Origin of the sequence: Neobacillus sp. C211 (assembly GCF_051842875.1) — a bacterium.
Classification (GTDB): domain Bacteria; phylum Bacillota; class Bacilli; order Bacillales; family Cytobacillaceae; genus Neobacillus.
On sequence record NZ_JBPXRO010000032.1, the window covers coordinates 1 to 14,091 of the forward strand.

Sequence of the window (14,091 nt, forward strand, 5' to 3'; positions counted from 1 at the left end):
GGTGAATGGTTAAAGTTATTGTAGAAAATAAGAGGCTGTCGAAAGTTTCTCGACAGCCTGAGACGTGGACACTCCTGTGTTCACGTCTTTTTTCTAATTAAGGGTTTTATCTTTAAGTGCTCCGCATTGTTTTTCAATTTCTTGCTCAAATGCTTCTTGCAGACTTCGTGTAACAGTGCCTGGTAAACCATCCGCAACTCTCTTACCATCCACTTCAATAATCGGCATCACCTCTGAAGTAGTACTTGATAGGAATACTTCATCAGCATTGGCCAATTCATCAAGTGTAAATGTTCGTTCCTTCACCACAATATTATTACTAGTACAAATCTGCAATATTACATCCTTTGTAATCCCTTTTAAAATTAAATTATCCGACGGATGCGTAATAACAACACCATTTTTGACAATATAGATATTCGACGAACTTCCTTCCGTAACATTGCCGTTGCGATGTTGGACCGCCTCAAAGCAACCTTCAACAGCCGCTTTTTGTTTTGCTAATAGATTACCAAGCAAATTCAAACTTTTTATGTCACAACGCAGCCAACGAATATCTTCTGTTACGATTGTTTTTACTCCCTTCTTCAAGCTTTCCAAAGGTCTGAGCGCTTCCTTTGTATAAGCTACAAGGCTGGGAGTTATATTTTCCGCTGGAAACGCATGATTACGGGGTGCGACTCCTCTCGTAATTTGCATATATATGGTCCCTAACTGAAGATTATTTTTTGCAACAAGTTCTTCTAGCAATTTCGTTAATTGCTCCATAGTATAAGGAAGTACAATCCCAATACTATCCAAGCTTTTCGCAAAACGATTCATGTGTTCAGTTCCTGTGAACATTTTTCCGTTGTAGACACGGATAACTTCGTATACACCATCACCAAATTGATAACCGCGATCTTCCACATCAACCTTTGCTTCTGAACGCTCAATAATTTCCCCATTCAAGATTGCAAATTTCATTCTCCTATATCCCCTTTTTATTTGTTATTCATTCATGGCCAATTCAAAATAAATCCTGTGTGTCCGTAATCAGGGACTGATTTCTTTTTTCAACTTCACTCATCCAATCAATCTTCGTCAGATGTAAATCCCCCTATCGTTGATGAATTCACTTCCACCATAACAATATCATTATTGTAAATATTTTATCAATTTTGCTTTAATAAACGTTGTTTTTTTATTATACAAAAAATAAATCAACCGATTTAACTAAAAATTCAAAAAAATAGTCATAATCCATACATTATCGCCCATAACCTATAGTAAGAGTATGGTAAGGGAGGCCGATAATCCGAACAATTTTTGTAAATTTTAGATGTTTATTTTGTAAATTTAAGTATATTGGTGGAAATTTTTTGATTTTGTGGTTACAATAAAGTTAGATGTAAGACATCTAAGTATCCACATTAATCATCCACGAAAAGGAGATGTCTGCGCGGAAAAGAAAACTACATATTCTTGAAGAGGAATCTTCAAATAGGCTGTCGGTAGCAGGGTATTGCCATGGGTTTGAAAAAAGGATAGGGAGTGGTTCTTTGAAACCTTCAACTAACCGGATGTTAAACCGCATCAAATGTATCTACATGTTTATCCGCAATAACGGCACTGTTTCTACGCAAGAACTTGTAGAGGAATTTGGTATCACTCCTCGCACCATACAACGAGATTTAAATGTCTTAGCCTATAATGACTTGGTAATTAGCCCAAGCCGTGGAAAATGGACGACAACACAAAAGAGAGTAAAAATATCTTCTTAATAAAAAAATAAATTAGCATAATTTCATAAAAAAGCACGCGAGCCCATCTCGCGTGCTTTTTGTTTGTCTAAAATCAATGGTGCTCATGTACTTGGTTCGTGATTTTTTGATATTCCTGTTCACTTAGGATCCCTAGTTTTCTAAAAACATAGGAATAAATGAAAATCCTCCGTTGCAATCGAGGGGTTACGAACATATTAATCATCTCCTGCCTTAATTAATTATATTCGCCATTCCAAACAATGTTTCCTTCAACCAAAAAAAATTCTTATGGATAATATTTTAACCCCATAGCAAGAACACGCTGGGAGGGAGCTGAGCCACTATACTTGTGTAGAAACAGTAATATGGGTTGATCTAAAATCTTCAACACTAATTGACAGTTTTCAATAGTATGGTAGTATATTAATATCAAAAAATACTTTAGTGCTTAAAAGCGTCTAAGCAAAAAAGATAAGTGGGTAGGAATAACATGAAAAATAATCATCAGAACTTACAAAAAGGATTATTACCGAGGCATGTCCAGTTTATAGCCTTAGCTGGTATGATTGGTACGGGGATTTTTAAAGGGAGCTCTGACACTTTGGCGATTGCAGGACCGAGTGTTGTAATTGCCTATTTAATTGGCGGCCTTTTACTATTTATCATAATGGCTGCCTTTGGGGAAATGGCGCTTGCTTTTCCAAATTTAAATGTACAGCATTTAGTAAACAAAGCATTTGGATTCCAAGTTTCGTATATCGTGGGATGGCTTTACTGGATCAACTGGATTCTTGTTACGGTTGTTGAACTATTAGCAGCGGGAAGTTTCCTACAATTTTGGTTTCCTACAATACCATTATGGGTGTTAAGTTTCCTTTGCGCAGTTATAATCGTAGGAATTAATTTAACTCAAGTAAAAAATTATGGGGAACTTGAATTTTGGTTTGCTGGAATTAAAATCATAGCGCTGATAGCGTTTATCATTTTAGGCTTTTCACTTCTATTAGGAATTATTCCAAGCTCGATACAGGATCCGCTCGCTAACTACACAGCACACGGCGGATTTTTCCCGCACGGAATGGGTGGAACTTTCAGCGCCTTTTTAGTGGTCATGTTTTCGTATGGTGGTGCGGAGTTAATTGGGGTCGCTGTTACCGAGACAAAGGATGCTGAGCGAGTATTGCCAAAGATTATTAAAGGAGCAGTTTGGCGTGTTATTATTTTTTATATATTACCAATTCTAATCATTTGTGGACTCATGCCTTGGGACAAGGTTACGGGTGCAGACAGTCCCTTCGTTCAAGTCTTCAGTACAACAGGGTTGCCTGGAGCAGCACATATTATGAATTTTGTCCTGCTGACAGCCGTACTGTCCGCTGCAAATTCAGGTATTTATGCGACATCCAGAACGCTGTTTTCTATGGCACAAAGTGGCGTTGCGCCTAGGGGGTTAGCAAAACTCTCTGCAAAGGGAATTCCATTAACAGGAATAATGGTTACAAGTATATGTATACTAGCAGGTGTTTACCTAGCCTATCTAACACCTAGTGAGGTAATCGGCTATCTCATGACCATTCCTGGGTTTACAGTCATGCTAATCTGGATTAGTATTTGTGCAGCACAGTTAAAATTAAGACCACTTTACAAAAGGCAACCGGCATTTAACGTAAAATGGTTTCCATATACGACCATCTTCGCCATTGTAACTTTAAGTATTATCTTTATTGGATTTGTGTTTAATCCAAATAATCTAATTGGTACAACCGTTAGCTTGGTAACCATTGGCTTGTTAATCATCCTCTCATTTCTTGTTAGAAAAAATGGATTGAATGAAATTACCGCTTAATAGATACAGAAAAGGCTCTCAATTTACTTGTTGGCCTTTTTTGCTTTTTCAAAGAGAAAGCTTTGAAAAGTACTCGATCACATACTGACGAAATTCTTGTCCCGCCTCAGATAAATAACGCCTCTTTGACCAGCCTAACCCAATGGTCCTTTGGCATTTTGGTTCAATGATTCTCAGTTTGTTTGGAAAGGGATTCGTATGATGGAGCCACGAAATTTCTGGAATAAAAGCAATCCCTAAACCTTGTTTAACTAAATCCCCTATCACCCCCGGCTCATCTCCTTCAAAAGCAATGTTTGGAACAAATCCTGCCTTACGACAAAATTCATCTGTTAAGTTTCTAAATCCGAAACCAGCATTCATACCGATAATAGGCTCGTCCTTTACTTCATTAAGAAAAATTTCTTTTCTCCTTGATAAACGATGTTCTGGGGGAACAATTAAGTAGATTTCTTCAGTCATTAGCGGTTCCCAGACGATATCCGTCCCCTCAATAGGCACGGATGAAATACCAAAATCAATCTCCGCCTTTTCCAGCCGGCTTTTCATTGAGGAAGTTGACTCTAGGACTTGTTGAAATTTAATTTCGGGAAAAAGCTTTAAAAAAGAACTCAATAACTCAGGAAGGACCCTTGGAATACTGACCGCTAAAGTAATTTGCGTTTGCCTTTGATGAGCTCTTTCAGCAATTTCTCTTTTCCCTTCATTTAATTCTATAAATATCCGATTCACTCGATCTAAAAACAGTTTTCCGTTGTCGTTTAACCGGAGCTGTCGATTTTTTCGATCAAATAATGGAACACCCAAATCTTCCTCTAATCGTGCTATGGTCTTACTTAAAGAGGGTTGGGCAATTTGAAGTTCTTCTGCGGCTTTGGTCATATGCTCAAGTCTGGCAACTGTTTGAAAATACTGTAATTGTAAAAACTCCATCAATTAAGCCCCCTTAGCAATAGCTTGAAAGCTACTAAATGATAACTAATTATATATTATACAATATACGTAAAAGTATTTATCATTGTGGTTATGTAAAAAACTTAAATGTAAAGGGGTCATTATGAAAGGAATTCACTTAGTATTTAGGGATTTAAAGATGATGTGGCATCATAAGCACGGAAGGATCGCCTTAGTGTTCCTATTAATCGTTCCGTTAATTTATTCTGGTTTCTTTCTTGCTGGTTACTGGAATCCCTATGGACGGTTAGATCAACTTCCTGTCGCTGTCGTCAATCTAGATCATGGATCGATGATGGATAACAAGTCGATTGATGCAGGTCAAGAATTCGTCAAAAATTTAAAAGAAAACAAGGATCTCAAATTCTATTTCCTCTCTGCAAAGAACGCAAACCAAGGATTGAAAGACGGGAAATATTATATGGTTTTGACGATTCCAAAAGATTTTTCACAAAAAGTTAGTACATTAATGGATGAACATCCCGAGCAGGCAAAACTAAATTTTAAAATAAATCCAGGAAAAAACTTTGTTGCCTCACAAATTAGTACGACCGCAACGGAAGAAATGAAGACAAAAATAGCAGCTAGCATCACGAAATCCTACGCAGATGGCGTATTTTCAAAGTTTGTTGAATTAGCAGACGGCTTACGTGATGCCGGCGATGGTGCGTCAAAAATTAATCAAGGAACAATCGATGCTAAGAATGGAATGATCCAGCTGTCAGATGGTGTCGACCGCTTAAATGATGGTGCAAAAAAGTTAGAGGATGGGAGTCAGCGGCTTTCAAACGGTCAACAAAAATTGGCTCATGGGCTTGCCGGTTTAAAAGAGGGCTCACTAGCACTTTCTAATGGCATGGAAAAGCTTTCTGAAGGTCATGCAAGTGTAGAAGTTGGGATGGAACAATTAACGGAAGGCATGCAATCTTTGGCTTTGAATAGTGAAAGGTTATCTCAAGGTCAAGCAGAGGTGAAACACACGACAGATGAATTATCGAAAGCAGTAGAACTATTTTTACAAAATCACCCTGATATGAAAAATGATCCTACCTTCCAACAAATTGCTGCCATGTCAACCGGCCTATCAAAAGCAGCTGATTCATTGAGAAGTGGTCAAGTCCAACTTGCTCAAGGGGCAAACAAATTAGTTCAAGGACAAACAAAAGTTCAAGATGGTATGACAAAGCTTGGCGATAAAATAGATGATGCTGCCACCGGGGCAAACAAATTATCTGAGGGAACCGTACAATTTTCCAATGGCTTCGTTCAATGGAAAAATGGTTTTTCCTCTTTAAATAATGGAATAGTTGATTTAGCAAACGGTGGAAGTAAATTAAATAACGGCACCAATCAGTTAGTAGATGGTTTGGATCAATTGAGCGTTGGTTCAGACGAGTTAGCCACAAAATTAAATGATGCTGCTATGCAAACGTCTAGTATCCATAATAATAACCAATTAACCTCGATGTTCTCAGAACCAGTCAAATTAGTAGAATCGGATTTATCCGAGGTTCCGAATTATGGGACTGGAATTACCCCCTATTTTCTATCTTTAGCATTTTATGTAGGTGGAATAATGGCAGCTAACATCCTTCCATTAGGACGCAGACAAGATCTTAAGGTTAATGGAACAGAGCATTTTATTAATAAACTCGGACTTAAGTACTTAATCGCATTAATACAAGTGTTATTTGTCGATTTGGTAGTCCTTTTCGGATTCAAAGTACATGTGGAAAGTGTTCCCTTGTTTATTGTATCCAGTGTCATTGTCTCCTTAACCTTCATGACGGTCATCCTTATGTTAGTGACATTGTTTGGTGTTGCAGGGAAATTTATGGCTGTCACACTATTGGTTTTACAATTAGCTACATGTGGTGGAACATTACCGGGTGAATTGAGTAATCCTATCCTAAGCAAGATCGGTAATGTTTTACCAATGGCCCATTCATTACGGAGCTTTCAAGATGTTATCTCCCTAGGGGATTGGGCCCAACTACAACAGCAAATACTAATCTTACTTTTCTACCTAGTAATTGCGGGGGGGATTGGATGGGTGACAAGTCATCTGCAACATTCCAAGACTGCCGTGGAGACCTCTCATTAAAAACAAAAAAAGTGATACCCAATATTTACATGGGTATCACTTTTTTAATCTTTTTTGTCATCTGACTTTTCAATTGCCGGATTCTGACGATTTATTTCCTTCACATCCGACTCAACAAATAGCCGAAGTGCTGAGAGCTTATTTTCCCAAAATAACTCAAAATATTGGAGCCAATCCTTTAGTTCGTTTAAAGGCTCCGGCTCAAGTTTGTACCTTGTTTCCCTGCCGGCTTTCCGTTCCTTAACCAGCCCGGCATCAGCTAATACACGTAAATGCTTGGACACAGCGGTTCGGCTTATAGGAAAGTGTTCACTTATCGCCGTGACAGGCATCTCTTCCTTGCTAAGAAGTTTTAACAGCTTTCGCCTTGTTGGATCAGCGATGGCTTGAAAAACATCATGCTTTGCCGATGAAGCCGCCATTTATGCCTCAACATATGCTTGCAATTTTTTCACAAGACCTGCCCAGCCCTGATTCATGTTATCGCGGATCGGAGTATGCGGAGCACCGAATTCTGTAACTTTGTTAGCGTCCCAGCCACCATGGATAAGAGTTAACTCTGTTTTATCATCCAGTTCTTTTAATTCAAAAGTTAGTGTCCAATCTTTTCCCCAATTAAATGAAAGTTTGTTAGGCGGATCGACATGTGTTACCTTACATGGCGACATACCAAATTGCGCTGCATTTAAGTGAAATTCATGACCTTCAACTGGTTGAAGGTCATTAGGCATGAACCACGCACCCAGACCTTCTGCTGTAGCTACTGCATCCCATACTTTAGCAATTGGAGCATTGTAAACGACTGTATATTTTATATCTTCTAATGTTGCCTGTGACTCATTTCCCATTATAATTGCCTCCCCGAATTGTGCTGCGATTATTACTTCATTACGAAACCATTTGATTTCACATTAAGACTATATAACACCATTTGGTTGCACGTCAAGCATTTCTTTTTTAAAAGAAAAACGGTGACTTCACATTAAGTAAAGTCACCGTAATTTTCATTCAATATACTTTCATCCCATAATTATTACAAATCAATATATAGGATAAGCAGTAAAAATATGCTACTTTTAATATTAATCAATCTGCTAACTTTCCATATTAAAATAAAAATTGGGGTAATAAATATGATAAATACTCAATATTTACGAAGAATTAATCTGAAAAGAGATGAAATTCCTTCTTTTAATAAATATCCCTTTAACCTGCCCAGTTTGCGAGGCTTAGACGAACTAGCTTTTCATCCGAATGTTACTTTCCTGATTGGGGAGAATGGCATGGGTAAATCCACCCTGCTTGAATCGATTGCGGTTGCTCTTGGTTTTAATCCAGAAGGCGGCTCTTTTAATTTCAATTTTTCAACCTATGATTCACATTCTCCTCTTGCAGACTATCTCAAAGTAATAAAGGGTATCGAAAAACCTAAGGATGGATTTTTTCTGCGGGCAGAAAGTTTTTATAATGTTGCTTCAAATATTGAGGATCTGGATAAAGGAGGCGGCGGGAGAAGGGTCATTGAATCATTCGGCGGTGTTTCCCTGCATGAACAGTCGCATGGTGAGGCCTTCTTTGCCACGTTTCTTCATCGGTTTGGCGGTAATGGGATATATATTTTAGATGAACCAGAAGCAGCCCTCTCCCCACTGCGGCAGATGTCGATGCTGACACGGATTCATGATTTGGTGAAAGAGAACTCCCAATTTATTATTGCTACCCATTCGCCAATCATCATGGCTTATCCTAATGCAAAAATCTTTGAATTTACAGAAGAAGGAATTATTGAAAATACACTTGAGAAAACGAATCATTATCGGATTATGAAACAATTTTTTGATGATAAAAATAGAATGCTGCATCATCTGTTAGATGATTAAAAATTTGACTTTGAAAGGCTGGTTTCTCAATCACCATTCGTTTCGGTCACGTAGACACCTTCTACGTGACCCTATTCTTGCTTCAACCACTGTTTCGGTCACGTGGACACTCCTACGTGACCCATTATGGACTCTGTTCCAGTAACATAGATCCTTAATTAATGACTTTTCCTTCAGCTCCATTACTATTGGATAATATTTTTCCCATAAAAGATTTCATCCATCTCAATCTTTAATCGCTCCGTGATTTCAATATGTTCATCAGGTGAAAGCTTATCTTTTGTATATCCAAACAAATAGTTATTTAAATCGAATTCACGCAGCTTGCATTTTGTGTGAAAAATATGTTCCTGATAGACATTAACGTCAATCATATCGAATAATTCGCCGACATCTTCAGGGATGTAATTCTGAATCGAATTTATTTCATGATCAATAAAGAGCTTATGCCCTATCTTATCCCTTGTAAAGCCGCGGACCCGATAATCAATTGTCATCACATCTGTTTCAAATGATCGAATTAAATAATGAAGGGCCTTAAGGGGCGAAATTTCCCCGCATGTCGAAACATCAATATCTGCCCGAAATGTGCTTATTCCTTCATCAGGGTGGAATTCCGGATATGTATGAACCGTGATATGACTCTTATCTAACTGAATCACCACCGATTCCGGCAGCGGTCCAGGAGATTCCTCAAAGGATTCAGACGGGGCATTCGCAACTGGACCCTCTGATACCAATAGAGTCACGCTCGCCCCGGCTGGTTCAAAGTCCTGACTCGCCACATTTAACACATGGGCACCGATTATATCTGATACATGGGTTAAAATTTTTTGCAGCCTGTCTGCACTGTATTGTTCATCTATATACTTCAGATAGGCTTCACGTTCTTCCCTCGTTTTTGTAAAACAAATATCATACATATTAAAGCTTAACGATTTCGTCAAGTTATTAAAGCCGTGTAACTCAATAGCCTGCTCGTGTGTAAGTCTCATGACAGTTCCCCCTTAAAATTAAGGTATCCTTTGCAAGTAAATATTATTAAGATACCCAGAGTTCTACCTAGTTACTAATTTTTTAAAAAAGTTCCTCTTTCTTAATTATAATTATTATCATTTAATATTTACTTTTAAATAATATGTGATATAATTAATTCAGATAAGAAATTAGGAGGAATGCTAAAATGACCGTTGAACAAGTAATCAACCAACAAATTGCAAACTGGAATATACTATATACTAAATTACATCGTTTTCACTGGTATGTGAAAGGTCCTCACTTCTTTACCCTACATGCCAAATTTGAAGAATTATATGAGGAAGCAGCAGCGACAATTGATGAGTTTGCTGAGCAATTATTAACTATTGGCGGCAGTCCCATTTCTACCCTTAAAGAATATCTTCAACTTGCAACCATTGAAGAAACCAGTGAAACATTAACTGCTGAAGAAATGGTTCAGACAATTGTCCATGACTTTTCCTTAATCATTGATGAATTAAAAGCTGGGATGGAAGTTGCTGAACAAAACAATGACGAGGTAACCAGTGATATGTTTTTAGGCTTACTAGGTACACTCAATAAACATAACTGGATGTTACAATCTTTCCTACAGGCTTAATTGAAAATAAACGTTATATCTAGGACAGGCTGATTGCTTGTCTTTTTTTTCATGCGATTGAGTTTAATTTTTCCAAAATGGAAGGTCTTTGCTATTATTAAATCAAGTATAGATTAAATAAAATATGGGAAGTGAAACCCCTAATGAAGTTGTTAACACCTATCTTGACAGTCATTTTCTCTTTTTCTACACTATTAACTGCTTGTGATTCGGAACAGATTCATCCAAGTAATAATGTACAGCAAAAGCAAAATGGCCTACAGCCTAAGGAAATAAACCAATCCTATTTAAAAAAGCTCGATAATATTAAGGATTTGGCTCAAAAAGGAATGGTGAAGGATTGTCCATTTAATGCGCTTGATCGCACAATCGAACAAGTTCACTCTGAATGGGGTGAACCCGACAAGGTTGATCAGGCAGGTTCTGGCACCTATGCCACCTATGACAATAAAAACATCGTTTTAGGCTATAACAAGGCAGGAGAAATTTTCGACGTTCGTTCCTATGATGCTGACCTCAAAGAAATTACAGACAAGATGGTGATCAGATCATTCGGGCAGCCTACGGAAATACGAGACAATAATAATGAAAATATTTATGTTTATGAATTGAATCAGGAAATTCAGCTTAAGTTGATTTTTCCGAAAAGTAGTAATGTGATTGATCATATTTCTGTTTTTAACCCAAAAAGATCTACCATCACAGCATCAAATAAAGAATACATCCTTGATGTAAAAGGAAACTCCAATCAGTTATCAGAATCAGCTTGGGCTTCGATGCAAAAATGGCGGAAAGATATCGTCCTCTTTGCTAAAAACCAAGAGGGTGTTTATATTAATGGTCCTGATAAAAAACAGGTGGCCCTAACGTTTGATGATGGACCTGATGAAGTAATCACACCGGCAATCATTGAGATTTTGGCAAACCACCATGTAAAAGGAAACTTCTTTTTTATTGGCAGTAAGGTTAATAAGCATCCTGATGTTGTAAGGGATGCCTTTAAAAATGGAAACCTAGTCTTAAGCCATAGCTTTAATCATGTGGAATTAACCAAATTAGGCAAAAGCGCTACTAGACTCGAAATTGATCAAGCTGGGAAAGCAATTAAATCAGTTATTGGCAAGGAGCCGGCTATTCTTCGTACACCATATGGAGATACAAATGTACAGGTGGCAGAGGTTGCAAAACAAGAGGGCTATTCCATTGTCCTCTGGTCCATTGATACCCTGGATTGGTCCCAAATGGATTCAAAAAATATCATTCGCAATGTGATCGATAATCTTCGAAACGGTGACATTATCTTAATGCACTCCGATTCCGATAAGAGTGAGACCAAAAAAGCCTTACCACTCCTGATAGAAGAATTGCAAAAAAGAAATGTTGAAATTGTCGATTTAGAAACAATGTTGAATGTGAAGGCCTATCAATAATCAACCAATAAATGAGAATATGGATTCGCTGATTGAACTTATTAAAGGCAAGAAAATTCCATATTCACGCTTTAATAACGTTATTTCATAGCGAAATTTTTATTAAAAGGAAAAAGCAGCTATTTTTTTAGCTGCTTTTTCCTTTTTAAGATTATTTCACTTGATATTCTCGCAATAATTCTACTTCTTCGTCTGTCAGTTCCCGATATTCACCTAACTCCAGTGTCTCATCCAACGGCAAGGGGCCCATTGAAATCCGTTGGAGATAAACCACTCTTTTACCAACAGCTTCAAACATTCTTTTCACTTGATGAAATTTACCTTCCGTAATGGTTAGCTCAATGTCAGAACGGATACCGGATTTTATTATTTTCAACTCACCTGGCTTTGTTTCGTAGCCATCATCTAAGGTAACTCCATTAGCAAACGCCACCACATCTTCTTCCGTCACTTCACCATCGATGACAGCAAAATACGTTTTCGGAACATGCTTTTTCGGTGAAAGTAATCGATGTGCCAACTGACCGTCATTGGTGATCAGTAGTAAACCTTCTGTGTCCTTATCCAATCTGCCAACAGGAAACGGTTCATAGACCTGATCCTCAAGTTCTAATAAATCGATAACCGTTTCAGTAGAGCTATCTTCTGTCGCTGATAAAACCCCTTGAGGCTTGTTCATCATTAGATAGATAAATTCTTTATATTCAATAACCTCACCATTTAAAGTAACGGTTTGTTTGGTCGTATCCACATGCTGTTTTGCATCCTTGACTACCACATCATCAACCTTGACCGCACTACTTTTTAATAGCTGCTTCACTTCTTTCCGGCTGCCATAGCCAAGATTAGCTAGCATTTTATCAATTCTCAACTGTCCCATCTCCTTTTTAAGAAGATTTTTAAAATCTTAACCTTAGTTTTTGCTTGATTCGATCGACCCTGTCACCAAATAAACGGTTTACTAGTCCTGATTTCAGGCCCAAGTAAAAATAGATGACGGCGCCCACTCCGGCACTTATCACGATAAGCAAGACGGATTGACCCTTTGATGCAGGAGAAAGGAATAGTAATAGTAATTTATAAACTATTTCTGTTCCTGCCCACATCAATCCTGCGAAGATGATAATTAATAAACTCCTCCGCCATACCAGCCGGAAACGATATCCGGAGAATGTCTTAATCACAATTAAATTAATGACAATCGCTGCCGTATAACCAAGCGCGGTGGCGAGAACGGCCCCTCTTGTTTCAAACATTTTAATTAATGGTATGTTTAGCGCAAATTTTATTAATAAACCCACAAGCAAGCTTAAGATGGTAAAGCGCTGTTCGTTTATTCCCTGCAATATGGCTGCTGTGACAGAATAGAGTGAAAAAAGAATCGCAACAGGTGCATAAGCGCCTAATACTTGTGTCCCAAGATTATCATGCTCATAAAAAGCTGTGTAAACCGGTTCGGCCAATAACGAAAGACCGATAGCAGCCGGTAATGTTAAATAGAGCAAAACTTGAAAGGTTTGGTTTAATTGCCGGTCCATGTTTTTCTGATCATTCTCTACAAATGCCTTTGTAATACTCGGTATGAGTGTTAAAGAAAAGGCCGTTGCAAGTGATACAGGAATGATGACAATTTTATGTGACTCGAAATTTAATATACCAAAGGCCGCATCAGCCACCTGCTTTGCATTGCCCATTGCGGACATCGCCCGGTTGAAGGTAATTTGATCGATAAATTGAAATAACGGATTGGCAATCCCGACAAAAACAAAGGGCGCTGCGTATAAAAGAATTTCTTTATAGATTTCCTTTAAAGAAATTTGGCTGGTCCCTTTATCATGTACAAGTAACTCGTCCAAATAGGGTTTTCTTTTATACCAATACCAAAATAAAACAACTAATCCTCCGATAGCACCGACAAATGCTGCAAAGGTGGCAACGCTAACTGCCGAAACAATAGTGCCATGTAAAAATTTCAGAACAACATAGGCTCCTGCAAGTGTAAAAATAATTCGTACGATTTGTTCAACAACCTGTGAAACAGCCGAAGGTCCCATTGATTGATGTCCCTGAAAGTAACCTCTGATTAAGCTCATAATTGGCACAACGATCAATGCAAAACTAACAGCCCGAATAACCGTAGTAACATTGGCCAGTTGTCCTTTACCAGGATGACTTAATTCAGCTAACATAGGTGCAGCGGAATACATCACTAAGAATGCCACAACCCCAGTCAACAACATAACCACTAGTCCCGATTTAAACAGCTTTCGGCCAACGGCATACTCTTCAAGTGCATTATATTTTGCAATGAATTTTGAAACAGCCAGCGGTACACCCGCCGTTGCAATACTAATAAAAATGGTATATGGGACATATGAAAATGAATAAAGCTGCGTCCCGTGTTTCCCAACAATTTGATAAAACGGAATAACATAAATTAATCCGATAACCTTAGATAGTATTGTTCCAAACGTTAAAATAAATGTTCCTCTTAAAAGCTTTGACTGCATAGAA

13 protein-coding genes are annotated in these 14,091 nt (G+C 38.0%); 6 read left to right on the forward strand and 7 right to left on the reverse strand.

Going from position 1 to position 14,091, the window contains the following annotated elements; all coding sequences use genetic code 11:
- Window positions 1-93 precede the first annotated feature (93 nt).
- Complete coding sequence (gene dat, locus ACSU6B_RS23490) at window positions 94-966, reverse strand: D-amino-acid transaminase (protein ID WP_410888691.1); 873 nt, start codon at window positions 964-966, stop codon at window positions 94-96.
- 575 nt (window positions 967-1,541) lie between these two features.
- Here dat and ACSU6B_RS23495 point away from each other — a divergent pair.
- Window positions 1,542-1,763 (forward strand): DeoR family transcriptional regulator, encoded by a 222-nt coding sequence (locus ACSU6B_RS23495; RefSeq protein ID WP_369447052.1) that lies wholly within the window; start codon window positions 1,542-1,544, stop codon window positions 1,761-1,763.
- 472 nt (window positions 1,764-2,235) lie between these two features.
- Complete coding sequence (locus tag ACSU6B_RS23500) at window positions 2,236-3,591, forward strand: amino acid permease (protein ID WP_410888692.1); 1,356 nt, start codon at window positions 2,236-2,238, stop codon at window positions 3,589-3,591.
- A gap of 48 nt (window positions 3,592-3,639) precedes the next feature.
- On the opposite strand, the gene ACSU6B_RS23505 is transcribed toward ACSU6B_RS23500, so the two are convergent.
- Window positions 3,640-4,524: a LysR family transcriptional regulator gene (locus tag ACSU6B_RS23505; protein WP_410888694.1), complete on the reverse strand. Its 885-nt coding sequence runs from the start codon at window positions 4,522-4,524 to the stop codon at window positions 3,640-3,642.
- Window positions 4,525-4,648: 124 nt separating this feature from the next.
- Between ACSU6B_RS23505 and ACSU6B_RS23510 the strand changes: the two genes are divergently transcribed.
- Window positions 4,649-6,649 (forward strand): YhgE/Pip family protein, encoded by a 2,001-nt coding sequence (locus tag ACSU6B_RS23510; RefSeq protein WP_410888695.1) that lies wholly within the window; start codon window positions 4,649-4,651, stop codon window positions 6,647-6,649.
- Window positions 6,650-6,693: 44 nt separating this feature from the next.
- On the opposite strand, the gene ACSU6B_RS23515 is transcribed toward ACSU6B_RS23510, so the two are convergent.
- A complete protein-coding gene (locus ACSU6B_RS23515) occupies window positions 6,694-7,071 on the reverse strand; it encodes an ArsR/SmtB family transcription factor (protein WP_410888696.1) in 378 nt (125 codons plus the stop codon).
- Complete coding sequence (locus ACSU6B_RS23520) at window positions 7,072-7,497, reverse strand: SRPBCC family protein (RefSeq protein ID WP_168245371.1); 426 nt, start codon at window positions 7,495-7,497, stop codon at window positions 7,072-7,074.
- Between the two features lie 285 nt (window positions 7,498-7,782).
- Between ACSU6B_RS23520 and ACSU6B_RS23525 the strand changes: the two genes are divergently transcribed.
- Complete coding sequence (locus ACSU6B_RS23525) at window positions 7,783-8,529, forward strand: AAA family ATPase (RefSeq protein WP_410888698.1); 747 nt, start codon at window positions 7,783-7,785, stop codon at window positions 8,527-8,529.
- Window positions 8,530-8,714: 185 nt separating this feature from the next.
- Here ACSU6B_RS23525 and speD read toward each other — a convergent pair whose 3' ends face one another.
- Window positions 8,715-9,524, reverse strand: a complete 810-nt coding sequence (gene speD, locus ACSU6B_RS23530; protein WP_215001141.1) for an adenosylmethionine decarboxylase — start codon at window positions 9,522-9,524, stop codon at window positions 8,715-8,717.
- A gap of 188 nt (window positions 9,525-9,712) precedes the next feature.
- On the opposite strand from speD, the gene ACSU6B_RS23535 reads away from it, so the two are divergent.
- Entirely contained in the window at window positions 9,713-10,147 is a 435-nt protein-coding gene (locus tag ACSU6B_RS23535; protein ID WP_410888700.1) for a Dps family protein, read from the forward strand.
- A 143-nt stretch (window positions 10,148-10,290) separates the two neighbouring features.
- Window positions 10,291-11,577, forward strand: coding sequence for a DUF4309 domain-containing protein (locus ACSU6B_RS23540; protein ID WP_410888702.1), 1,287 nt, complete (start codon window positions 10,291-10,293; stop codon window positions 11,575-11,577).
- A gap of 151 nt (window positions 11,578-11,728) precedes the next feature.
- On the opposite strand, the gene ACSU6B_RS23545 is transcribed toward ACSU6B_RS23540, so the two are convergent.
- Together ACSU6B_RS23545 and ACSU6B_RS23550 are read right to left on the reverse strand one after the other, a co-directional pair.
- Window positions 11,729-12,457, reverse strand: a complete 729-nt coding sequence (locus ACSU6B_RS23545) for a 16S rRNA pseudouridine(516) synthase (RefSeq protein WP_410888703.1) — start codon at window positions 12,455-12,457, stop codon at window positions 11,729-11,731.
- A gap of 19 nt (window positions 12,458-12,476) precedes the next feature.
- Window positions 12,477-14,087, reverse strand: coding sequence for a putative polysaccharide biosynthesis protein (locus ACSU6B_RS23550; RefSeq protein ID WP_410888705.1), 1,611 nt, complete (start codon window positions 14,085-14,087; stop codon window positions 12,477-12,479).
- Between the last annotated feature and the right edge of the window lie 4 nt (window positions 14,088-14,091).